16 protein-coding genes and 1 pseudogene are annotated in these 24,033 nt (G+C 66.6%); 6 read left to right on the top strand and 11 right to left on the bottom strand.

From position 1 onward, the window contains the following. Positions 1-77: 77 nt before the first annotated feature. From nusA to P2869_RS09845, 6 genes are all read right to left on the bottom strand, one after another. Complete coding sequence (nusA, locus tag P2869_RS09820; RefSeq protein ID WP_017776545.1) at positions 78-1,553, bottom strand: transcription termination factor NusA; 1,476 nt, start codon at positions 1,551-1,553, stop codon at positions 78-80. Continuing rightward, positions 1,553-2,008 carry a ribosome maturation factor RimP gene (gene rimP, locus P2869_RS09825; RefSeq protein WP_026121806.1) on the bottom strand — a complete coding sequence of 152 codons (456 nt, stop codon included), beginning with the start codon at positions 2,006-2,008 and terminating at the stop codon, positions 1,553-1,555. The genes nusA and rimP overlap by 1 nt, the downstream gene beginning before the upstream one ends. A gap of 326 nt (positions 2,009-2,334) precedes the next feature. Continuing rightward, positions 2,335-4,140, bottom strand: coding sequence for a 23S rRNA pseudouridine(2605) synthase RluB (rluB, locus tag P2869_RS09830; protein WP_277596333.1), 1,806 nt, complete (start codon positions 4,138-4,140; stop codon positions 2,335-2,337). A gap of 63 nt (positions 4,141-4,203) precedes the next feature. Beyond that, positions 4,204-5,373, bottom strand: coding sequence for an SMC-Scp complex subunit ScpB (gene scpB, locus P2869_RS09835; protein ID WP_277596334.1), 1,170 nt, complete (start codon positions 5,371-5,373; stop codon positions 4,204-4,206). 423 nt (positions 5,374-5,796) lie between these two features. Further along, positions 5,797-7,047, bottom strand: a complete 1,251-nt coding sequence (locus P2869_RS09840; RefSeq protein ID WP_277596335.1) for a pyridoxal phosphate-dependent aminotransferase — start codon at positions 7,045-7,047, stop codon at positions 5,797-5,799. 174 nt (positions 7,048-7,221) lie between these two features. Next, positions 7,222-8,124: a LysR family transcriptional regulator gene (locus tag P2869_RS09845; RefSeq protein WP_277596336.1), complete on the bottom strand. Its 903-nt coding sequence runs from the start codon at positions 8,122-8,124 to the stop codon at positions 7,222-7,224. A gap of 450 nt (positions 8,125-8,574) precedes the next feature. Here P2869_RS09845 and P2869_RS09850 point away from each other — a divergent pair. Together P2869_RS09850 and P2869_RS09855 are read left to right on the top strand one after the other, a co-directional pair. After that, a pseudogene (locus P2869_RS09850) lies at positions 8,575-8,961 on the top strand (transposase); the annotation flags it as partial. A gap of 362 nt (positions 8,962-9,323) precedes the next feature. Further along, entirely contained in the window at positions 9,324-9,596 is a 273-nt protein-coding gene (locus tag P2869_RS09855) for a hypothetical protein (protein WP_017776538.1), read from the top strand. A 197-nt stretch (positions 9,597-9,793) separates the two neighbouring features. On the opposite strand, the gene P2869_RS09860 is transcribed toward P2869_RS09855, so the two are convergent. Continuing rightward, complete coding sequence (locus tag P2869_RS09860) at positions 9,794-10,108, bottom strand: hypothetical protein (RefSeq protein ID WP_277596337.1); 315 nt, start codon at positions 10,106-10,108, stop codon at positions 9,794-9,796. 357 nt (positions 10,109-10,465) lie between these two features. Here P2869_RS09860 and P2869_RS09865 point away from each other — a divergent pair, with 357 nt between their 5' ends. From P2869_RS09865 to P2869_RS09880, 4 genes are all read left to right on the top strand, one after another. After that, the gene (locus P2869_RS09865; protein ID WP_277598099.1) at positions 10,466-11,170 is read left to right on the top strand and encodes a YdcF family protein; all 705 of its coding nucleotides are present in this window, start codon (positions 10,466-10,468) and stop codon (positions 11,168-11,170) included. 289 nt (positions 11,171-11,459) lie between these two features. Next, positions 11,460-11,711, top strand: a complete 252-nt coding sequence (locus tag P2869_RS09870; protein ID WP_017776535.1) for a hypothetical protein — start codon at positions 11,460-11,462, stop codon at positions 11,709-11,711. A 322-nt stretch (positions 11,712-12,033) separates the two neighbouring features. Next, positions 12,034-12,291, top strand: coding sequence for a hypothetical protein (locus P2869_RS09875; RefSeq protein WP_017776534.1), 258 nt, complete (start codon positions 12,034-12,036; stop codon positions 12,289-12,291). Between the two features lie 549 nt (positions 12,292-12,840). Then, positions 12,841-14,112 carry an EAL domain-containing protein gene (locus P2869_RS09880; protein WP_277596338.1) on the top strand — a complete coding sequence of 424 codons (1,272 nt, stop codon included), beginning with the start codon at positions 12,841-12,843 and terminating at the stop codon, positions 14,110-14,112. A gap of 18 nt (positions 14,113-14,130) precedes the next feature. On the opposite strand, the gene arfB is transcribed toward P2869_RS09880, so the two are convergent. From arfB to recC, 4 genes are read right to left on the bottom strand one after another with little or no spacing between them, the layout of a single operon-like run. Then, positions 14,131-14,538, bottom strand: coding sequence for an alternative ribosome rescue aminoacyl-tRNA hydrolase ArfB (gene arfB / locus P2869_RS09885; RefSeq protein ID WP_017776532.1), 408 nt, complete (start codon positions 14,536-14,538; stop codon positions 14,131-14,133). Continuing rightward, positions 14,535-16,631, bottom strand: coding sequence for an AAA family ATPase (locus P2869_RS09890; protein WP_277598100.1), 2,097 nt, complete (start codon positions 16,629-16,631; stop codon positions 14,535-14,537). The genes arfB and P2869_RS09890 overlap by 4 nt, the downstream gene beginning before the upstream one ends. A 41-nt stretch (positions 16,632-16,672) precedes the next feature. Further along, positions 16,673-20,431 (bottom strand): exodeoxyribonuclease V subunit beta, encoded by a 3,759-nt coding sequence (gene recB, locus P2869_RS09895; protein WP_277596339.1) that lies wholly within the window; start codon positions 20,429-20,431, stop codon positions 16,673-16,675. Further along, positions 20,428-23,856: an exodeoxyribonuclease V subunit gamma gene (gene recC / locus P2869_RS09900; RefSeq protein ID WP_277596340.1), complete on the bottom strand. Its 3,429-nt coding sequence runs from the start codon at positions 23,854-23,856 to the stop codon at positions 20,428-20,430. Before recC ends, recB begins: the two co-directional genes overlap by 4 nt. Positions 23,857-24,033 lie beyond the last annotated feature (177 nt).

The following is a 24,033-nucleotide window of genomic DNA, read 5'->3' on the forward strand; positions in this document are numbered from 1 at the left end:
TCGTGCGGCCCTTCGACATCCGGCCGCGTCAGGTTCAGTGCTTCATGGTCGGGTCCCGTTCAGGTCCTGGTCATCTTTCACTGGAACCAGTGTTCACGTGCTTTCATGATCAACGCCTTGGCGGCGTCCTCTTCCATTCCTGTCATCTCGACCAGTTCGTCGACTGCCAGCTCCGCGAGATCGTCGCGCGTATGGATCTGTTGCTCGGCAAGCTTCGCGAGAAGGTCCGCGTCCATGCCGTCAAGGCTCTTCAGGTCGAGCACGGCGCTCTCCACCTTCTCCTCGTTGGCGATCGCCATCGTGAGCAGCGCGTCGCGTGCGCGGTTGCGCAGCTCGTGCACCGTGTCCTCGTCGAACGCCTCGATTTCGAGCATCTCGTTGAGCGGCACGTAGGCGATCTCTTCGAGGCTCGTAAAGCCTTCGTCGATCAGGATGTCGGCGACTTCCTCGTCCACATCGAGCCGCGCCATGAACAGATCGCGCAGGACCGTACGTTCCTGGTTCTGCTTCTGCGCAGATTCGTCCGGCGTCATGATGTTGATCTGCCAGCCGGTGAGCTCGCTGGCAAGCCGCACGTTCTGGCCGCTGCGGCCAATCGCGACAGCCAGTTCGCTTTCGTCGACGACGACGTCCATCGAATGCTTTTCCTCGTCGACGACGATCGACTGGACAGCAGCCGGCGCGAGCGCGCCGATAACGAACTGGGCGGGATCTTCCGACCATAGCACGATGTCGACGTTTTCGCCACCGAGCTCATTGCGCACGGCCTGCACGCGCGAGCCGCGAATGCCGACGCAGGTGCCGATCGGATCGATACGCTTGTCGTACGCCACCACGCCGATTTTCGCGCGAACGCCCGGATCGCGTGCGGCAGCCTTGATTTCCAGCAGGCCCTGTTCGATTTCCGGCACTTCCATTTCGAAGAGCTTCACGAGGAATTCGGGCGCGGTGCGCGAAAGCTCGATCTGCGGACCACGCGCCGTGCGGTCGACCTTCGCGATCCACGCGCGCACGCGGTCGCCCACGCGCAGGTTCTCCTTCGGAATCAGCTGATCGCGGCGCAGCAGCGCTTCCACACGACCCGATTCGACGATGAAGTTGCCCTTGTCGAGACGCTTGACGGATCCCGTCATGATGCTTTCGCCGCGTTCGAGGAAGTCGTTCAGAATCTGCTCGCGCTCCGCGTCGCGCACCTTCTGCAAGATCACCTGCTTGGCGGCCTGCGCGCCGATGCGGCCGAACTCGATGGACGGCACCGGTTCCTCGATGTAGTCGTCCACCTGCGCATCGGGCTTCTGCTCGCGCGCTTCGAACAGCAGGATTTCCTGATCCGGCTCCTGGAGGCCCGCCTCGTCCGGCACGACACGCCAGCGGCGATACGTTTCGTGCTCGCCGCTTTCCCGGTCGATATGGACGCGGATGTCCGCGTTTTCGTCGAAGAGTTTCTTCGATGCCGATGCAAGCGCCGCTTCAAGGGCGGCAAAGACCACGTCCTTGTCGACATTCTTCTCGCGTGCCAGCGCATCCACCAGCATCAACACTTCGCGACTCATTATTTGCGGCTCCTAAAGTCAACTTTGGGCACAAGGCGCGCGCGATCGATGTCCGCGAGCGTGAAATCGAGCATTGCAGCGCCTTGTTTCCCTTCGAATTCCAGACCGATCGTTTCGCCCTCGGGAGCATGCAGGATGCCCCGGTACGATTTCCGTCCGTCCAATGGCTTTTTCAGCGTGATCACCACTTCGCTTCCCGCGAAGCGTTCGAAGTCCGCCAGCTTCTTGAGCGGGCGATCGAGGCCCGGCGACGACACCTCGAGCCGTTCGTAGTCGATGTTCTCGACCGTCAGGACGTGCTGCAACTGACGCGTGACCTTCTCGCAATCTTCGATCGCAATGCCCTGGGGCTGGTCGATATACACGGTCAACATGCCGCGCCCGGTGCGTTCGAGATCGACCAGTTCGTAGCCGAGGCCCGAGACCGTGGTTTCTATCAGTTCCGTCAGTTGCACAATGCCCACTCCAGATGTTCGCGCGACAAGCCTGCGAACATCTCGCGCGGGCTGCGCACCAGGTGGGCGTGCCCGTTCCGTTCCCGCCCGACCCGAGATGCGCAACCGTTTCGACCAAAAAAAAATGGGCTGAACGCCCATCTTCTTCTAACCGGTGGTCGCATCTGAGCCGCACATTGTGAAACCGCGCGCCCAGCGACTTCGCAATTGTAGCCTTTTTCCGATATGAACGCAAACCGGCAAGGCTTCCCGATGCTTTGTCATATGGGGCGGCGCGCCTTGATTCTCAAGGCTTTTCACCTCGGGTTTCGCGCCGCCCTCGGGCTTCAGTGACCGCGGGAGCGGTTGCGCTGCGGCCCGCGCTGGCCACCGCGCTGCCCGCCCGTACCGTTGTTGTTGCCCGAACGGCGGTTGCCATTGCCGTTGCCATTGCCGTTGGCATTGGCGTTCGGATTGGGATTGGCCTTGCCCGAGCCACGCTTGGCAGGAGCCGGCGCCCGGTTGCCGTCGACGTCGCGTCCGCCGCGGCCACCCTGACCGCCCACGCCGCCCCGGCCACCCGTGTGACCGCCCGCCTGGCCACCGCGGCCGCCATAACCCGAGCCGGCGTTATTGCCGAAGCCGCCCATACCGCCACCCATCCCGCCCGCGCCGCCTCGACGGCCTTGACGCGGCTGGTTGAAGTTGCCGTGCGCGGTCAATACGGGCTCCTTGTGGATGAAGCCCATCGATGTCTCCATCGGGTCCGGCTGGCGGCGCTCCGGTGCACCGTTGCGACCGCCCTTCTCCTCGACAGGCGCCTTGAGGCCGACCGACGACATCAAGCTGCGCACCTGGTTGTCCTCGAGCTCTTCCCAGCGGCCGCGCTTCAGGCCGCGCGGCAACGAGATCGGACCGTGCCGCGTGCGGATGAGGCGGCTCACCATCAGGCCGACCGCCTCGAACATGCGCCGCACCTCGCGGTTACGGCCTTCGGCAAGCGCAACGTGATACCAGTGATTCGTGCCTTCGCCGCCGCCGTCGCGAATGCGCAGGAAGTTCGCGGGACCGTCGTCGAGTTCGACGCCGCGCAGCAGCTTCTGGCGCGAGCCTTCGGTCAGCTCTCCCACTACCCGCACCGCGTACTCGCGCTCCACGCTATAGCGCGGATGCATGAACCGGTTGGCGAGGTCGCCGGACGTCGTCAGCATCAGCAGGCCTTCGGTGTTGAAGTCGAGGCGCCCCACCGCGAGCCATTTGGCCGTCTTCATGGGCGGCAGCTTGTCGAACACGGACGGACGCCCCTCGGGATCGGCATGACTCACGATCTCGCCCGTGGGCTTGTGATAGAGCAGCACGCGCGGCGGCTTGCTCTGCAGCTTGCGCTTGACGGGCTTGCCGTTGATGCGAACCTGATCGGTGGGCAGGATGCGCTGACCGATGTGTGCGGGCTCGCCGTTCACAGACACGCGGCCGGCGACGATCAGCTCTTCCATCTCGCGGCGCGAACCCATGCCGGCCTCGGCGAGAACCTTATGGAGCTTGGGTGCGTCGTCGTCCGGCGAAAGCACGCGCTTGGGCGCCTGAGGACGGCCGCGGCGCAACATCGGCGCGCGCACGCCCGAGCCCGGAGCGCTGTTGTCGGCGTCGAAGGCCGGGGAGGTCACGTAAAGGAACAGGTCGTCCTGGGCTGCACCCTCCGTGCTCGCGCCTGCCTGGCCCTGCCGGCCTTGCGGGGCGTCACCCTGGCTGCGGCCCTGACCTCCTTGACCTTTCTGGCGCTTGCCGCCCGCCGCATTGCGACGCCCGCCTTCGGGCTTCGGCCCCTTCTCCTTGCGCGGGGTGCGTACCTGCGCGACCACCACGCCGTCGGGCGGCGCTTCCGTAACGGCGGGCGCAGGCGCGGCCTGCTCGGTCGAGCCTTCGGCGTTCTTTGTCTTCGAACCCGCGCGGCGGCGAGCAATCAGACTGCGCGGACCGCGGCGCAGTCCCCGGCGGGGACGATCCTCTGCCTGCCCGCCCTGGCCTTGAGCGCCCGGCTGCGCGCCGTCGGCGGCGCCGGTCGTCACGTTCGGCTCACCGGCCTGCGCCGGTTGTGCGGCATGCCCGGACTCGGACGCCCCGGTCGAATCGGTGTCATGGGTATGTGTCAAAACAACCTCGAAATGTCAGGTCGCGCGCGCCCCTTGCGGGCGCGGCACAGGTGTTTGTTCAGGTCAGGCGTTACGGGACGCGGCTTCGGGGCTGGCCGGCATTTCCCGGTCCTGCTCCGCGTCGCGGCCGTCTTCCGGCGCTTCGTCGGCGTTCTGCTCCGGACGGTGTCCGGACACAGTCGCCTCGCCGTGTTCGCCGTTGGCCTCGCGCATGGCGGGTTCGCCCTGCGCAGCGTCAACGTTCTCGCCGTCCGCCGGCCCGTTGCCGGCCAGAGGCGGTTCATCCCCGGCAGACGCGCTGCCGGCGATCGATTCTTGTGTTTCGGTACTGCTGCCGTTCCCGGCCTGCGGCGCTTGCAACGGCGTGCTAGCCGCATCTGCGGACGGAATCTCGTCGGCTTGCGCCAGTTGGCTCGCGCCCCCAGCCACGACGCTTTCGTCTCTTTCGCTGCCGTCGTATCCGGACCCACTCGCCGCCGGCGCTTCATCTTCGTTTCCGGACACTGCCCGACTTCCGTCGTCCGCTTGATGCTCAGCGACCGCGTTGTCGAAGCCGTTGTGGGCTGCGGACAGAACCTGCGACTCCTCGTTCGTCTCGTGCGCGGTCTCAACGCCGCTATCGTTCTGCGCTTCGTGCTCGCCGCCAGACTGAGCCGCCGCTTCCGCCTCATCGGCAAAGTCGATCGCACTCTGGCCGAGCATCTCGACATTGAGCTGCGCGGACGGGTCGTCGAGCGGCGGCAATTCGTCGAGCGACTTCAATCCGAGGTCGTCGAGAAATTGGCGCGTCGTGGCGTACAACGCCGGACGGCCCGGCACGTCGCGATGCCCGATCACCTCGATCCAGCCACGGTCTTCGAGTTGCTTCACGACCTGCGTATTGACCGTGACGCCGCGAATTTCCTCGATATCGCCCCGCGTGACCGGCTGCCGGTAAGCAATGATCGCGAGCGTTTCCAGCACGGCACGCGAGTATTTGGGCGGCTTCTCCGGATGCAGCCGATCGAGATACGTGCGCATCGCCGGCTTGCTCTGAAAGCGCCAGCCCGAAGCGAGCCCGACCAGTTCGACGCCGCGTCCCGACCAGTCACTCCTGAGATCTTCGAGCAATGTGCGTACCGCGTCGGCAGAAACGCCGTCGGCAAACAGCTTGCGCAAATCACCGAGCTTGAGCGGCTCCTGCGCGCAAATCAAAGCAGTCTCGAGGACGATCTTCGCCTCTTGGGTATTCATGCAGCCAGGTCAGACCTTATGTCAGGTTCAGGAAACCGGATCAGACAGACGAAATGGAACTGGAGACGCGCTCGCCCGATTTCTGATCGGTCATATTGATGGGAGCACGCGCCGGGGGGCCATGAAGCGGGCATTGTAGCCAGACCCAGCCGGACGGAGCAGCGAAATTCCTTAGGCAGGAATCGCGTGACTGAGCGCCATATTACGCAAAAACCTCTGGTGCGTAAAGACGAAATCCCTGGCGCACCGCAATGGTGTTCAGCCGCGTTCAGAAAGGCGCCGCGGCCGCATCGGCACGGATGAGTCGAGACCTATGCGCGCAGCATGCAGGCCATGCGGGCAGGCCATTTCAGGCGCCGGACCCGGTACACGCGCCACGGCCCGCCGCGCTATCGCGCGGCTGATCCGCGCGTCGCGCCGCGTTCAGCGCAGACCGTGTTCCGCGAGAAACCGCGCCAGTCGCTCGACGCCGACATCGAGCCGCGCCGGATCGCACGCATAGCACCACCGCACGAATCCCTCGCCCTCAGGGCCGAACGCACTGCCCGGCGCGAGCCCGAGATGAGCCTCGCGCACCAGCGCCTTGCACAGATCTAGACTGTTCTGGCCGCCCGGTAACGGAAAGAACAGATACATGGCGCCGGCCGGCACTTTCACCTCGATACCGGCACGCTCGCGAAGGAGGCGCGCCAGGTGATCGCGCGAGGCACGCAGGCTGGCGACGAGTTCGAGCGTGAAGTCCGCGCCCTGCTCGATCGCCGCGATCCCGGCACGCTGCACGAATTCGGGCGCGCACGACGTGTTGTACTCCACCAGCTTGCCGAGGTCGTCCATCAACGCGCGCGGCGCGACGATCCAGCCGAGTCGCCAACCCGTCATCAGCCACGCTTTCGAAAACGAGTTGACGCAGATGACGCGCTCGTCGCGCCCCGCGAGGTCGAGGAACGAAGGGGCCGTCAGCGCGCCCGGCTCGCCGTAGTAGAGACGCTCGTAGACTTCGTCCGCGACGATCCAGATGCCGTGCCGCCGGCAGTGATCGAGCACCGCGCGCTGATCCTCACGGCTCATCACCCAACCAGTCGGGTTGTTGGGCGAGTTGATCATCAGCAGCTTCGTATCCGGCGTAAGGGCCGCGAGCAGCCGGTCCAGGTCGAGCGTCCAGCCGGACGGGCCATAGTCCAGCGCCACGGTCTCCACATGCGCGCCGAGAATCTTGGGGATCTCGACGATGTTCGGCCACAGCGGCGTCACGGTCACGACGCGGTCGCCCGAACCGGCGACGAGTTGCGCCGCGAGCATCAGCGCATTGACGCCGGCGCTCGTCACAGCCACGTGATCCGACGACGTCTCGCCGTGCAGGCTGGTGACGTAGCGCGCAATAGACGCGCGCAGCGGCGCGATGCCCAGGTTGTGCGTATAGAACGTCGCGCCGGCCGAAAGGGATGCGCTCGCCGCGTCGCGGATGAACGCTGGCGTCACCCGGTCCGACTCCCCGAACCAGAACGGCAACACGTCCTCGACACCGAACCCGGCATTCGCCACCTCGCGGATCTGCGAGGGCCGCAGGTCGCGCACGGCGTCACGGGCACGAAGGGACTGCGGCGCGAAAGCAGGGGAAGGGGCGGACGCATCCGGCGCAGTGGAAGTCCGCAGCGGCGGATCGAGCTCGTTCATCGACGCACTCATTCAGGCTCTCATTGGGCGACGTGCCCATCGGTTTCGGTCAAAGGCCGCCAGTGTAGCGCGCCTTCCGGCGGGCTCGCGTGCGAGCCCGCACAAGCGTTCAGGTTTCGCGGCGGGCATCAGGATTCGGGACGAGGGGCAGCGCCGACGCTGCGTCGCGCGGACTCACCCCAGGTCTTCGGCGCGCTTAGGCATCTGTCCGATCAGCGTCCATACCGCTTCGGCGGCCGGGGAAAGCGAACGGTCGCGCCGACGCACGAGCGCGACGGTGCGTTCGGCGCGCGGCACGAGCGGGCGCGCCACCAGCGACGCACCCGCCGGCAGCGGCAACGCGAGCCACGGCAGCACGCTCACGCCGATACCGGCCTCGACGAGGCCATACACCGTCGCCGAATGCCCCAGTTCCTGCACCACCGTGACATGCACGCCCTGCTCGCTCATCACGGCATCGATGATCGGCCGGCTGCCGGATGCCTGATCGAGCATCACCAGCCGCTCGCCATCGAGATCCTTCCATGCCACCTCGCGACGGCCCGCCAGTGCGTGGTCGTCGCGCATGACTACACAGAACGAATCGGTCATGACCGTCTCGCTCATCATGTCGTCGGCTGCGAACGGTCCGATGACCACCCCGAAGTCCACCTCGCCCGAACGCACCTTGCGCACCACGTCGCTCTGCACGTCGTCGCGCAGCCCGAGCGCGACGTACGGAAACTGTCGGCCGCATGCGGCGATGACGCGCGGCATCAGGCGACACGCCACCGTCGGGCTCGCTGCGACGACTACGCGCCCACGCCGCTGCTCGCCGATCTCGCGAATTTCGCGCAACGTATCGTCGAGATCAGCCAGCAGGCGCGACACGCTCGCCACCAGATTGGCGCCCACGTCCGTGAGCTGGACGTCGCGCGTCGTGCGGTCGATCAGCTTCAGGCCGATTTCGGCCTCGAGTTCGCGCACACAGCGACTCACGGCGGACTGGGTGAGTCCGATCTCGTCGCCGGCGCGGCTGAAGCTTTGCCGTTGCGCGACTTCGATGAATACCCTTAGCTGCCGCAGCGTCACATTCATTGCGTTGCCTCATAAGTAAAAGTGATTGATGCGTATTCTAGACTGCCGCGGCGTGGCGCGGCGGCGCTCGGGCCGTCTGACCCGCCTGTATCGAAAAACAGGCAAATGGTGCGCAACTATTCGCGGCAATGCAGCAATAGAGCGCAAACGCACGCTGGACGAGCCTGACTGCACAAGATTGGTGATTGTCCCGATTTGCGGGATGTGCGTTTTGGATTCTTATACGCCCCTGGCTAGCGCCCGCGTGAGCTTGATGCTGCGCGGCTTACAGGTGAACGCTGCGTACATGGCACGCTTCATGCAAAGGAATGCGCACAGGGCCGGCAACACCCGCGACGATGCACCTTTCGGTCGCGGCAAGCCCGGTCCCTCCTGGCACTCCACGGGGTGCGTGAAGAGTGCGCGGCGCGGGGCAGCGCACCGGAGTTAGCTTCGCTGAGGTGAAACATGATGCTGTTCGACGATTTGAGAGATAACGAGTGGGCGCTGGTCGAGGCGTTGTTCTGTGCGGAGCCCGCACGGAGCGAGCGGCGCGGCAGGCCTCGTGTCGAAGCGCGTGCAGTTGTCAACGCGGTGCTATGGGTCCTGTCGACTGGCGAAGGCTGGTCGAAGCTGCCGGGTCGCTATCCGTCGCCGCCGACATGCCGCCGCCGTTTCGACGAATGGCAGGCCGACGGCACGCTCGCCGAAATTGTGAAGCGCCTCGGTTCGAGCGGCCGGCAGATTTCGCTGCGCGGACGCATTGGCGCGACGGCCGCCAAGCCGCCGGCGCCGCCCAGCCGTGACCGCCTGCGCGGCGCGTTCTGGACCAATCCCGAGTCCTGGCGCGCACCGGTCAAGATGGCCTGAGCACGAACCTTTTCCTTTGACACCGGGCGCTCTCGTGCGCCCGGTGTGCTTTCGATCTTCTTTTTCCGTCTTCCGTCTTCCGCCGTCCCTGCCTGCCGCAACCGGGCCTCGCGCATTTTGCCGTGGCGCGTGGTAGAGCCGGTTACGACGTAGTCTCGCCTCCCTCCCAGGCCGCCACCCTCACGTACCGCCATCAGCGCGCCTCGCTGCAATGCGTGCCTGCGCCCGCTTAGGTCTTCAGCGTTCAGCGAAACATCTCTTTACTATTATTTACAGCCCGCTTTCGGCTCCCAGCATACGGTAGGAGCATGCAAACAGGTCCAGCACGACTGGCTTGACAGGAAAGCGCCATGAAATTGGCACCACGGCTTACGAGCGGCCTGCTGGTCGCGCTGGTTTCGTGGCTGGCGGTCGCAGTTCACGCGCAACAGCGGCCACAGGGCTGGAACTGGCGTCCCGACCGACCCGCAACGATTCAGACCTGGCGGGAAGACGGCATGCGTGGCCGCGGTTTCACGCCGCCTGCACCGCGCGGCGATCTGCGTGGCGACATCGCGAGCAATGTCCGCGAGCGGCCGGACCCGCCCATGCCGAATGCGCGTCGCGCATTGCCACGCAAATGAGGTTGCCTACACCTGCAGCGGGAACCCCTTGCCGCCGACGAGGTCTATGAAGTGCCATCAAGCACAGCGTGGCAGCAGTAATCCGGTAAGCCCGTATCTCGCGATACGGGTTTTTTTTGTGCCTTGCGGCAGCGGAGGTAGGGGCGCCGTCAGGATGGCCGTGTTACCGTGTTAAACGGCATTACTCATGACGTCAATCAATGGCGTGCCTCGAGGTCGGCTTCGTGCGGCTGGCGGGCCACGTAGTCGCTCATGCGGCTGGCTTCCCATTGCAGCGACCGTTCGTCGCGAGCTAAGCGGGCAAACTCCGCGCGGCCGCGATCCGTGAGCACCGCAATGTCGACGGGCGCATGAAAACCCGGCGCGGGTGCCACCGTACGCTGCCGCACCGTCTCCATCAGCCCCAGGGCGCGAAGATATTCGAACACCTCGGGACGCCGGGCCCAAGGGACCTGACGATACTGCGCGCGCCGCAATGCTTCGAGTACCGCTTCGTTGGAATACGTCGTCATCTCGCTTCTTTCTCAAAGTGCAGCCATGACACAACCCGATCCGACGTCGCCGTGCCGGCCCGCAGGCGCGGCAGACCACGGTATGGCCCGCAGCACCGGCGCCTGTGCGCGCTCACGCGCGCGGCGGACATCGCGGCTGCTCCGGCATGGGCGATCAGCAATCAGACATGGCTGACCTTGCGCGGCGGCCGCGTTTATTCCGGTCCCCGTACGAACGTCGTGCTACCGTTCCTTGCGCGCGCGGACGATGCAACCTTGATGGCGCGATGGCTACACGCACGTTCACCGGAAAATCCATACATTACCGCAAATAAATTGCTTTTATCGACTTTATTCGCGCTGTTCGTGACCGCTTTCATGTTGTGGCGCAGCGCGCGCAGAGGTATCGCCGTTGCCGCAGCGATGGTCTTCTGGTTGCTCGCAGCTGGCTGGCTCACACAGGCTCTACTTGACTGGGCACAACCCTCAATCTATCGGATTCCTTATGACTCGACGGCAACCCACGCGACGTTCACTTCGGCGGGCGCGGGTACGCTCATCGTCATGCTCGGCAGCGGCACGGAATTCAGCGACGATCGCGTACTCGTCCCCAAGCGCGACGCCATGGCGCGCATCGCGACCGTGTCGAAGCTCTACCGCAGGTGTCATGACGATGGGGCGAACTGCCGCGTGATCGTGAGCGGCGGCAATCCGCAACGGCACCCGGCATCGGAGGCCGACACCTACCTGCCCTACCTGTTGACGCTCGGTGTAGCGCGCAAGGACATCGTCCTCGAGAACACGAGTCTCACCACTTACCAGAACGCTCGGAACGTCGCGGCCATTCTGCAGCAGCAACGTTACGATTCGTTGATGCTCGTGACATCGGCGTACCAGATGCCGCGTGCGATGCTCGACTTTCACCGGTTCGGCTACGCTCCCCAGCCGGTCGTGTCAAACGTGCGGCACGCAAAATGCGGCTGGCTGCCGAGGCTGTCGAATCTCGTGGCGGCCGAGACAGCGTTGCACGAGCTTGTCGGCATCGCCCAGTTCCACGTTTACCGCCGGATCGGATGGTTCTGATCAGGACGTTTCGAGCGGCCGCGCCGACGCCGATTACCCATCACGCATAGTCCGTACCGGGCGGAGGAAAAAACGTCCGTCGAGCAAACGACCTGCGGCGACGAGCCGCGTGCAGGCCAGTCCCTCACACCCGGCACAAAGATGTAACGGGATGTAACTATGCGTCAGTTGTGTAACTCGTCGTCATCTGGATCCGATATTGCTCGTTAGAATGAATTGTCTTTCCAAACGTCTTCTTGGACTGGACAGGCACCAGCTGGGTCCATAAACCGCTCCTACGGAGGTAACGATGAAGAAAGTGTCCCTCGCCATTCTGGTTTCCCTTTCCGCACTGACCGGCGCCGCCTACGCGCAGTCCGACACGGGCATCACGATGAGCACCGATCCGGCCAAGGCCGCCGACATCGAGCAACGCGCCCAGGCACTGCAGTCGGCGCAGCCGGCCGAAGCAGCGCCGGCAAAGCCCATGCGCCATCACGGTCCGGTCCGTCATCACAAGAAGGCGGGCAAGGCAGCCGCTGCTTCGGGCGCAAGCATGTAATGCCGGACACGCGGTCGCACAGCGGCGCGCGTCACCCAACAAGACAGGTCGATGCCGGATCACCCGGCACCGGCCTGTTTTGCTTTTCACCGGCGCATTTACTGCAATGGCGCGTCGCGACGGGCGGCGAAATCACGCGGCGATGCGCGGCTGTAGATGGCGGTCTCTCGTAGTGCGCAGGCTCAATGGCGTAACGGTCTACTGCCCGCGGAGGCGCGGCACCGGTATGCTAAAGTCGCGCACTTTTCCCTTATCCCGGGCCGGCTCTGTAGCCAAGGCCCGGCACGCGAGCAAGCATGCGCCTACCGGTGCGGAGGACTCAATGAGCAATATCCAGCTGGACATCGAATGGACCGAAGCGGCATCGCGCAAAATCGAGAAGCTGATGCCGCGCGGCGACAAGGAAGCTTTCCTCGCGCTGCCGCCGGTCGAATGCCTGCCCATGGAGGGCGACGTACTGTTCCTCGGGCCTCAAGGCAAGCAGCAGCCGTTTATCGTCGCCGAGCGTCAATATCATCACGATGGCGACGCCGACTGGACGATCATCCTGATCCTCGACGTGCCGCAAGCTGCGCATTGAGGTCGCCGAGGGCGCAGCCGTCCGACGCGATGCCGATCCGGCGGGTCGTGCCCGCAGTGCGCTGCCGTGAAGCGCCCACGCGGGCGACAGGTGCGCTCTCCGAATTGTCGACATAGCAAGTGCGCAACAGTGGGGAATGGCCGCACATACGCACATCCAGGCCATGTCCGCCGTGCAGCATGACGGCTTACCATGTGTCGATACTCGATGACGGCCACCTTACGGCCTCGCCCCATAGCGCACGGCCCCCTCGCAGCGCGGCGGCGCCTGTCGCTCCTGACGGTCCCGTCGACCACGACACGAGCACTGTGATTACCCGTACATTCGCCGAACGCCCAAACTGTTAGACTCGCCTCGACTTATGCCATTGAGTCGGGATCACGGCAGCAGACAGGCACTGCAATCCGGCACTGCAATCGCGCATTGCGTTTCACACTGGCCATACCGGCGGTTACGATCCTCGCCCCTGGCGCGCCAGGCGCGCCAGGGCATAGCGCGCGGGACGCAATCGCCATCGCTATTCCAGACATCACACTTCGGCGTTTTGCCATGTCCATTGTCGAAGACCGGACGATTACCGCCCTGCTGCCGCATCTCGCGCGCAACGAGTCCGGCTGGACCGCGACGTGGCGTGACTACGCGCTGTCGAGCGTGTTTCAGCCGGTGCTGTCGATCACTCATCAGCGCGTGGTGGGCTATGAAGCGCTGACGCGCGCAACCGACTCCACCGGCCAGTCCGTTGCGCCCGAAACGCTTTTTGCGCAGCCCAAATCCGCCAGCGACCCGGTGCAGCTCGATCCGCTTACACGCTGCCTGCACGTGGCGAACTTCGTCGAGCAGCGCATCGAGACGGGTTGGCTCTTTCTCAACGCCCTGCCGCAAGCCTTTGAAACGGGCTGGCCGCATCGCGCGTTCATCGAGCAGTTGTGCGAGTACTTCGGCCTGCCTCACGAACGCGTGGTGATCGAAGTGCTCGAACATCGTGCCGACGACGAAGCCGCCGTCGCCGCGATGGCGGCTTCCCAACCGCGCGACTTCCTGATTGCCATCGACGACTTCGGCACCGGCTTCTCGAACTTCGATCGCGTCTGGCGCTACCGGCCCAACATCGTGAAGCTGGACCGCTCGCTCGTGACGCGCGCCGCGCTGCACAGCGGAGATGCGTCGTTCATCGGTCACCTCGTCACGATGCTTCATCAGGCGGGCACGCTGGTGCTCGCCGAGGGCGTGGAAACCGAGGAAGAGCTGATGGTGCTGATGCGCGCCGACATCGATTTCGTGCAGGGCTTCTGGTTCGGCCAGCCGAATGCATCGATCCGCGCAGCCGGCGCCGCCGCGCCCGCGCAGCTACGCTCGATGTGGAAACGCTACGCGGCCTACGAACGTCGGCATGCGCGCCGGCAGCGTCCTTCCTTCGACGATTTCACCCGCGCGGTCGCGGACGCCGGCAGCGCGTTCGCGACGACGGGCGATCTCGAGCAGGCCGCCCATGCCGCGTTTCGCGTGGGCGAGGCCTGTCGCGTCTTCGTCACGAACGAGTCCGGCGAGCAGGAGCTGCCCTCCATTGCCGCAGCGCATCTGCCGCCTCCACCCGCGCGACTCGCACCGCTCTTTCCGGATACGCACGCCAACTGGTCGCGGCGCGACTATTTCCGTCGCGCCATCGCCGCGCCGGGCCGGGTGGCGGTCATGGGGCCGCACTGCTCGCTCACCGAAGGCGCGGATTGCTACACGGCGGCCGTCGCGGTCATGCATGCGGGCAAGCTCCACGTGCTCTGCGTCGACTTCCTGGGCGAACCGCCGCGCACGTCGCAGCAGTAGTCCGTCACCCAGGTTTCGTCAGTCGAAGCCGACGCGTCCGCGCCCTGCCTTCACCGCACTGTGCTTCGTCTTGCTGTCGAGGCGACGTGTCTGCGACGCGCGCGTAGGCCGCGTCGCCACCCTGGACTTACGCGTCACGCTCACGCTTTCGATCAGTTCATCGAGCCGCGCCAGCGCCGCCGCACGGTTCATCTCCTGAGTCCGATACTCCTGCGCCTTGATGATCACGACGCCTTCGCGTGTCACGCGACGGTCGTGCAGCGCGAGCAGGCGCATCTTGATGACCTCGGGCAGCGACGACGCCCGTACGTCGAAGCGCAGGTGAATCGCGCTCGATACCTTGTTGACGTTCTGGCCGCCGGCGCCCTGCGCACGGACGGCGGTCAGCTCGATTTCGTTGGGCGGTATCGCGTATCGAGGATTCATGCTTTGGCCTCCTGGTTCGCATTGCGCAACGCTTCGGCGATTCGTGCCGAAAGACCGGAGTCACGTTGCGTCGGCGTCGCGACGGCTTCGGCGAACACCGCGCGTGAGCCTACCACCTCGACGCGCGCTCGCGCGCGCGTGACGGCCGTGTACACGAGTTCACGCGACAGCACCCGGCTGGCACCGGCCGGAAGCACGAACGCCACATGGTCGAACTCCGAGCCCTGCGACTTGTGGACCGTCAGGACAAACGCCGTGTCGTGGGGTGGCAAAGCAGCGGGCGACACCGTTCGCACGCCGCCATCGCTGGTGCGAAAGTGAACGCGCAGCACGCCGTCCGCGCCCGCCAACGCGATCCCGATGTCACCGTTGAAGAGACCGAGTGCGTAGTCGTTGCGCGTCACCATGACAGGCCGACCGGCGTACCAGTTCGCGCCCACCCCGACGACCACGTTGGCGGCGCGGCGCACCCGGGCCGCGATCAACGTGTTGAGGGCATCGACGCCGCGTGGCCCGAGGCGCGTCGCGCACAGCACGCGGAACTGATTGAGCGCGTCGAATAGCGGTACAGGGTCGGGCGCGTGAGCGGCGAGCGCGCTACGAAGGGCGTGCACATACGGAGCGAAGGCGCTGGCCAGGCGGGCCACGGTTCGCTCCGAAAGTGCCGCGCTGTCGTCTTCATAAAAGACAGCCGGGGTAGCGGGCACGGCGTGGCTCCCGGTTGCGGCAACAGGTGCAACCGGTGCGACCGGTGCAAGCGCATCCAGCGCGGCCTGCGCATCTCCACGGCGAATGGCAAGCGAGAGCCGGCCGATCACCGAGTCGAGCCCGAAACGGTAGTTGCGCTCCAGCCAGACGACGCAGTCGGCGAGTACACGAGGCGCGCCGACAGTCGGGCCGGATGCCGCTACGGGCTTCGGTTCTTCTTCGACCGGCAGCCGATCGAACAGGTCGCCGAGCGCCGCATCGCTCGCACCGCTGCGATGAACCGTCTGGTTTGCCGCGGCCGCATCGCCCACGTGCCCCGTCTCATGCGGGGAATCCTCTTTCCTCACGTGCGTATCGGGCAATGCCGTCTCGAACTGCTCCGCCCCGATTCCCAGTGCCGCCGCGATGCGCTCGACGCCGCGTCGGCTGAACGCGAGACGTGCGCTCAACTCGGCGAACACGGCGCCGGCCTCCACGGCTGCCAGTTGGTCCTTGTCGCCAAGCATGACGAGCCGCGTACGGGGTGCAAGCGCATCGAGCAGATGCGTCGCCATCGCAACGTCGATCATCGATGCCTCGTCCACCACCACCACGTCGTACGGCAACGGATTATCGCGGTGATAACGGAACCGCCCCCCCGGCGACTGCCCGAGCAGCCGATGAAGCGTCCAGGACGTCGCCGGCAACCGCGCGGCGAGTTCGGCGGGAAGCGTGGCCGCACGCGTGAGCAGCGCTTCCTGCATACGCTGTGCTGCCTTGCCCGTGGGCGCGGCGAGCGCGATGCGCAAGTCCGGTTGGGTGTCGAGCAGACACGCAAGGAGGCCCGCCACGGTGGTCGTCTTGCCCGTACCGGGACCGCCGCTCACGATGGTGAGTCCGCCGGACAAGGCCGTCACTGCCGCCACACGCTGCCAGTCCACCTCGTCGTGCGGCGCGGGTCCGAAAAAGCGTTCGAGTTTTTCCTTCAGTTCGTTCGCGTAAGCCGCGCAAGCCGCTGGCACGCCCTGCTCATCTGCGCCGCGCGCATGCGTCACCAGCAATCGGGCCAGTCGTTGCTCGTAGTCGTAGTAACGCGCGAGATAGAGCCGGTCTGCGGCGTCGATCACGAGTGGCCGCAGGGCCTCGACCTTCTGCGTTCCGTCGCAGGCCACGCCGCTCGCGAGAAGCGCTGTGCGGATCTGTGGGACATCGTCGCCGCCACGGGTCGCGAGCGCCGATAGCGGCACGCATACGTGCCCCTCCGAGGTCGCGCGGCTGACCGCAAATGCGGCGCGTTGCGCCCAGCGCACGCTATTCGCGTTGGCGCCGAGCCGCCTTGCCAGCATGCCGATCCTCGCCGCGAAGCCCTCCGCGAGCGCGAGACTGAAGTCCGCAGACGCCGGCATGGCGGCGCCGGTCGGTGCGCTCGTTAGTCGTTCGGTCGTACTCACGCCTCGCCCCCTGCCATCAGCGCATCGAGCGCCTCGATGAGGGCGGCCGACGGCCGGCCCACGTGCACGCCACCCGCCTTGCCACCCGCGCGCCAGGCCACCCGCACGCCGCGCACGAACAGGTACAGATAGCCGCCCATATGCGTGTCGTACGCGTAATCGCGCAACCGCGTCCGCAAATAGCGATGCAGGGCGACCGTGTAGAGCAAGGCCTGAAGGGGATACGCGTGAGCCGACATCGCCTCGTCGAGCGAGGCTGCATCGTAGTCTTCAGGCGCATCGCCGAGATGATTCGACTTCCAGTCGACGATCCAGTAACGCCCGTCGTGTTCCACGATCATGTCGATGAAGCCCTTCACGAAGCCGCGTAACGTGCCGGGTTCCAGCGCGACGTCGGGATAGCCGTGCGCAAGGAGCAGCGTGCGCAACGCGGCGAGATCCAGCGCACCGGCGGGAAACACGAACTCGAACTCGTTGAGACGGCGCGCGGGATCGAGCGATGCGAGCTTCATGCCCGGCACCAGTTCGACGGCAACCACGTCCGCGAGCAGCTTGTGCATCATCGCCGGCAAACGTGGGACGAGTTCGGGCGCCGCGGATGCGGGACGTTCCACGAGCGCGCGCCGGGCGGCTTCGGGCCAGGTGTTCGGGTCGGAGAAGTCGGCCAGTTCGAACATGCGGTGCAGGCATTCGCCTGCCGCGGCGCCGCGCGGAAACGCGAGGATGTCGTCCGCGGGCAGAGCGAGCGTCGGGCGAGCCGGGACCCAAGGCGGGGCCTCACCCGCTGCGTCGGCCAGCTCGTCGTGGTCGGGCCGCGCGTCCTCGCTGACAGACGCCGCCTCGCCGCGGCTCGCGCCGGCCGCCACGAGCGAGCTGAAGCTCGCGAGGCGCCACGGGTCGCGCAAGATGCGCCGGCTTGCACGCGCCTGCATATGCGCGCCGGCCGCGACATCGGCCTGAAGCGGCAGACGTCCCGCCACCTTCGGCAACGGTTCGACCGCTATCGGGCCACCCGCGAGTGCGTGCCACTGTTCGACGAGCACGGACACATCGGGCGGATCGGCAAGCCAGGTTTCGAATTCACGACCCGCGCCGGCCACGAGCCAGTTGAGCACGCTGCGCTGCGATTCCTTGGTGGAGCGCGAAGCGAGATACGGGCCCGCGACCAGATAGCAGCGATAAACCGCGCGTGTCAGCGCCACATAGACGAGCCGCGCGCGCTCGGCCGCCTGCTCGCGCTGCGCGTAGCGGTCGGCCTCGCGTGCTTCGTCTTCGCCACAGCCGTAATGGAGCACGGCATGACCCGCTTCGTCGTGGTACTCGCGCGCATCGGGCAGGCCTGACGACGGCGCGTCGCGCAGCCCGCCGTCGTTGAGGAACGGGCAGAACACCACCGCGTATTCAAGCCCCTTGGACTTGTGCACGGTCACGATCTGCACGAGATTACGGTCGGACTCGAGGCGCAACTGCGCCTCTTCGCCACCGCCCTGGGCGCGCTGCGCGGCAAGCCAGCGCAGTGTGGGCGCAATGCCCGGCGTGAGCGCCGCGCGTGCCTGCACGAGTTCGGCGAGATGGTTCACGTCCGTGAGCCGGCGCTCGCCCTCCGGCCCGCTGACGATGCGTTGCGCGACGCGCAGCTCGCGCATCAGCGTGCGCCACATCACGGCGAAGCCGCGTTCGTGCCATAGCGTGCGGTAACGCGAAAAGCGTTCGACCCACCTCATGGCGTCGGCGGCGTGAGCGGGATCGTCCTGCCCAGCCGGCGCATCGGCAAGCTGTTCGAGCCGCCAGAGCGCGGCCGCGTCGAGACCAAGCCAGTCTGTGGCGAGCGCCGCGCGCAGGCGGCGCAGGTCGCCCGGCGTATCGATGGCCGCCAGCACGCGCTCGATCTGCTCGGCATCGAGCGTCTCGAACACCGATGCCTGAGCCAGTTCCACGCTGCCTACGCCCCACGCCGCCAGCACACGTTTGACGAGGCTACCCTGCCGATGCGTCTGCACGAGCACCGCGATGTTGCCGGGCGTGAGCGGCACCGCACCGATCGTGACGTGTCCCTCGCGCGCACCGCGTAGCAGCCGCACGATTTCCTGCGCGCACGCCTCGCTGGCTGCGCGTTGCGCGGCGCTCTTGCTGAGCATTGCCTCTTCGCTCTGTGCGCCCGCCTCGGCCTTCGCGCCGTCCGGCAGCATCCAGACGCGGAAATCCGCGCCCGGCGCCGCGTCGTCGTGCAGCGGCGGTCGCTCGCGCGAGCCGGCCCGAACCGGCTGATAGTCGAGCCGATCGAGCACGAACGCGCGCGGATTGGCCTCGAAGAGACGGTTGCAGGCGTCGACGATAGGCCGCGTGGAGCGCTGATTGACCGCGAGCGTGTAGCAGTGAGAGGCGGCGTCGCGCGCGGCCAGATAGGTATGCAGGTCCGCGGCGCGGAAGCTGTAGATCGCCTGCTTCGGATCGCCGACGAGAAAGAGCGGACCGCGCGGCGCGAAGATGCGGCTGAAAATGGCGAACTGCAGCGGATCGGTGTCCTGGAATTCGTCGATGAGCGCGGCCGGATAGCGTGCCCTCAGCGTCTGGGCAAGCCACGGATGTTCGCTGAGCGCGCGGTAGAGGTTCGAGAGCAGGTCGTCGAACGACACGACGCGACGCGCGCGCTTGCGCGCAGCCAGTTCCCCGGGCGCGAACGCGAGCCACGCCTCGACGAGCCCGAGCCAGCGCGCGCGCTGCGCCGCCTCGGCTGCCTCGGCGGCGGCCGCGAGTGTGTCGGCCATCGCGAAGAACGCGTGCTCGGGCGGCGTGAATTTCGTTTTCGTCGCCTTCTTGAGCGCCGACGCGGTGAGCTTCAGCGCTGCGCGCGGCGGCGGCGCATGGCAATCGCCCTCGGCAAACCAGTCGCTCCAGGCGGCAATGGCCGCGCTCACGGCCTCGGGCTTGTGCGACGTTTTGCTGAGCCGCTCGCTCGCGTCGGCGAGCAGGCTCACGATGGCGTCCCGCTCCGCGCACCAAAGCTCGCGTGCGGCGTCGAAGCGCGCCTGCGCGTCTTCACCGCTTGCGGCTGCGTCGACCACGCCATCCCAACGCAGCACGGCGAGCGGCTTCTTGAGCCGGCGTGCCAGCTGCGCATCGAGCGATGCGGGACCCGCCCGGTTCGCGACGAGCCACGCAGCAAACGCGGGATGCGCGGCCGCGACGGGTTCGACCTGCTCGCGCCAGAAGTCCGCGGCCAGTTCGAAGCGCAGTGGGGCGTCGTCCGCCTCCATCTCGAACGCGAACGGCATGGCCGCAGCGAACGGCGCTTCCTGCAGTGCGCGCTGACAGAACGCGTGGATGGTGTGGATGGCCGCCTGGTCGAACATGCGCAGCGCGCGCCGCACGCGTTTCGCGGCGGTGTCCAGATCGATGCCGCGCTCCGGCGCGAGCGTGGTTTCGAACAGGCGTGCCACAAACGGATCGAGGTCGCCCTGCTCCGCCTCGCCCACTCCTTCTGCGATAGCCCGTTCGATCTCGCGGTGAAGCTGCGCAAGACGCCCGCGGATGCGCTCGTGCAGTTCGGCTGTGGCCGCCTTCGTGAAGGTGACGACGAGTATCTCGTCGGCCTTGCAGTCCTTTTCCAGCAACAGGCGCACGTAGAGCGCGCAGATGTTCCAGGTCTTGCCGGTGCCGGCCGACGCTTCGATCTGGTTGACGCCGTCGAGCGGGCACGCGAACACGTCGAGTTCGGTAGGCACGTCGTGGCGCTGCGTGGTGACTGCGGTCATGACGTGCTCCGCAGATGGGCGACGAGCGGCTCGAATACGAGCGAGCTCAGCGTGCCGAACGGCTCGTCCAGCGTGAGCGGCGTGCCGCGCAGCGCGATGCGCCAGGCCGGGTCGTCGGATTCGCCGCCTGTGCGGTCATTGATCCACGCCCCCTGGGCTGCGGATTCACTCTCGGTGAACCTCTTCCACGCGCTTCTCGGAAAAAAGCGCAGCGGCAACATCTGCCCGGCGCGATAGAGCGCGGCAAGCGGCGCGAGCTTATCCAGCGGCGCATCGACGGGCGCAAATTCGAACGTTTCGCCGTTGCCGTGCCACACCGTGCGGCGAGGGCCGGCCGGCTGCGCCGCGCAATAGACGAGATGCGCAAGCCAGGCGGCCAGATAGTCGCGCGCGCTGGGACGGGCATAACGGAAAATCACCTGGCCGTTCCCGGTAAGCAGATTCAGCGAACCGTGCAGTTCGAGCGGCGTGGCCTGCGCCGCTTCGCGCAACACGCGCTCGTGCGCACCGAAGAGCGGAACGTCCGCTGTATCCGGCCAGCGCGGATCGATAGTGAGCGCAAACGGCAGCCGTTCAACGCCGCCTGCCATTTCGCTCTGCACCCGGTCGGCAAGCAGCCGCAATGCGTTGAGTTCGCGCTCCCGCCACACGGCGCCTGTCGCCCCGCCCGGCAATTCCGGACTCGCCACGGCCACGCGCCGCGCGCGTTCCAGCGCATCGGTGCGCGCTTGTACATCGAGCAGCATGGGCATGAGGCGTGCCGCAAGCGCGTCGCTGCCCGCGTAGTCGAGTTCGAACGGCTCGGTGTCGAGCAGTTCCGCCTGGGCATCGGCGAGCACGATACCCAGGCGGTCGCGCAGCAATGCACGCGCGGGATGGCGCCAGAAACGCTGAAAGTCGTCGAAGGCGACGAGCGGCGCGGTATTGGCCGGCAACGGTTGCGAGAAGAACGGCACACGCGCTTCGACGTGCCGCGATGCGAGCAGTTCGGCCAGTTCGGCGCGGTCGGGGTCGTAGGTGAACAGTGCCGGCCGTGCGGCGAAATAGTCGGCGGAAAACGGCTGAAGCGGATGGTCCACGATAAACGCTCGCCGCGCGGCCTCCACCTCGTCAGGACCGGCGCCTTGGCCGGCCGACACCGTGGCCAGATGATCGAGCAGTTCGTCCACCAGCGCGGCGGGCGGCAGCGGCGCGTTGTCGCGAATGCTGCGCCCCGTGTAGGCGATCAGCAGCCGGTCGCGCGCGGCGAGCAGCAGATCGAGGAACAAATTGCGCTCGTCGTCGCGCCGTTGACGGTCGCCGGGCTTGCTGAACGACGCCATGAGGTCGAACTCGTCGGCACGCGCGAGACTCGGCAACACGCCGTCGTCCATGCCGAGCAGGCACACCACGCGGTACGGCAGGCCGCGCAGGCTCGTCAGCGACGAGAACGTGACGCTGCCCCACGGCACGCCGCCGCGCGCAGGGTCGTCGAGCGCCTCGGCGAATGCGGTGCGCACCACCGCCGCGGGAATCACGGCGATGTCGGCACCATCGGCACCGTCGGCACCGTTGCCCATGCCGTCGGCCATGGCACGCACCATCGCGTCGATCGCGTCGCGTGCGCCGGCGAGCATCGGCGCAAAGGCCACGCCGGTGTCGAAGCATTGCGCGAGTGTATCGAGCAGGAGCGTGCTCCAGCCGGACGGCGTATTGCCTTCGGCGCAGCGGCGCGCGAACGCGTCGATGTCGTCGACGAAACGCGCGAGCCGGCCGAGCAGTTCGGCCTCGGAACCGTCCGCGCCTTGCACGGGCAACCAGGCGTCGACCGGTTCGCCGCCCTCGGGCAGCGCGTAGCCCAGAAAGAGCCGCGTGAGTGCGTCGGAAAACGTATGGCGTGCAACCGGCACGTCCTCGCCCGCGGGCTCGCCGGGCACGAGCCCACGCCGCGCGCCCGCGGCAGCAAGCCAGGTCTGGGCCGCTTCGAGCGCCGCGGCGTCGATGCCGTAACGCGCCGCGATCGCATCGACGCGCAACCACTCGATCAACTCCGGCGCGCCGACGCTGCGCTCCGGCAACGCGAGCCAGTCGAGCAGCACGCGCGCCACAGGGTTCGCCTGCGACGGCGGCAACCCGGTGATGCGATAGGGAATGCGACGCGTATCGCCAAGCGCGGCCGTGCCGAATACCGCGTCGATCAGCGGGCCCGCGGCGCCCAGATCGGGCACCGCGACGAGCACGTCGGACGGCTGCAGGTCTTCGATCTCGTCGAACCAGCCGAGCAGCCGGTCGTGCAGCACCTCGAGCTGACGCGAGAGGCTATGGCAAACGTGCACTTCGATGCCGCGCTCCGCTGGCGCCGCCGCCCCCTGCGTTTCGGGCTCGAGATTGAGCATCGCGTTCTGAATACACGCGAGCCAGGTGGATTGCGGGTTTTCCTCGTACGCCGACGCCTCGCCCGATGCCGCGCTCTCCGTGAGTTCGTGGACCATGTGCAACTGCGCCTGCGTCTGCCGTCCCCATTCCGCCAGCAGCGGATGCCCCACTTCGTGATAGTCGCGCTCGCCGGCCGCATCCAGCGCTTCGAGCCGCGCCTCGGTCACGATGTCGAACCAGAATTCGCGGCACGGATTGAGCATGTAGAGACGCACGTCCATCCAGCGCGAAAGTTCGCGCAACAGCGCTACGTGCAGCGGCGGCATGGTGGGCAGCGCGAACACGCTCACGGCCTCGGGCCAGCGCGCCCGCGCCACGGCATCGAGGTCGAGCGTGCGCACGACATCGAGAAAGCGGTAAGCGGGCGGTGTCGCCTCAGCGAGCGGGTGCCCCTCGCCCGCCACCTCCTGCAGCAGTGTGCGCCACAACGCCGCCTGCCAACGCTCGTCTTCGTGCTGGGCGTCGCTCGCACCAGGCAGTTGCAGACGCGGCCCGCTCGCCAGCGGGACTTTGTCGCCATCACTTGCGCCTGCGGCCAGAATCGAATGGCCAGCCTGCCATTGCAGCAGCCATTCGGGCCGATACGTCAGGTAGTGATCGAAGACCATGGCGATGCGCCGGGCCAGTTCGTAGCGCATCGTTTCGTCGGCGGCACGCAGATAGGTTCCGAGCCGCGGCGAGGCGAGCCAGGGCGACACTTCTGCGCCGGGCGCCGGATCGAGCAGCCGGTAGCAACGCCACACGAGCCTGTCCGGCGCGAACGGCGAATGCTCGGGCACCGGAATCACGCGGCCGATCTGCGCCCACAGCCAGCTCGCGAGGTAACCGAACGCGATGTTCGCGCACACGCCATATCGCCTCGCGATGTCGAGTTCCAGCTGACGCCGCACGGCGGCGTTCGGCACGATGACCGGCTGCGCGCTCCACGGGTCTTCCGGCGCGTGCCGCAGGTCTTCGAGCAGCGCACTCGCGAGCGTCTCGTACCGGTTGGAATAGAAAAGCTGCAGCATGGGCCTTTGCGAAAGAGACGGCGAACCCGGCCAAAGCGGCATGGATCACGGATGAGGCGACAGCATAACAAAGAGGACTTTCGGGCTGAACCCGGCCGAACGGACGAGGTCTGAGGGGAGGCTAAATCAGTTAGACTCACCCGCAGTCTGTCGAGCGAGGCGCCACGCGGGCTTGCG

Origin of the sequence: Paraburkholderia sp. SUR17 (assembly GCF_029536165.1) — a bacterium.
Taxonomy (GTDB): Bacteria; Pseudomonadota; Gammaproteobacteria; order Burkholderiales; family Burkholderiaceae; genus Paraburkholderia; species Paraburkholderia kururiensis.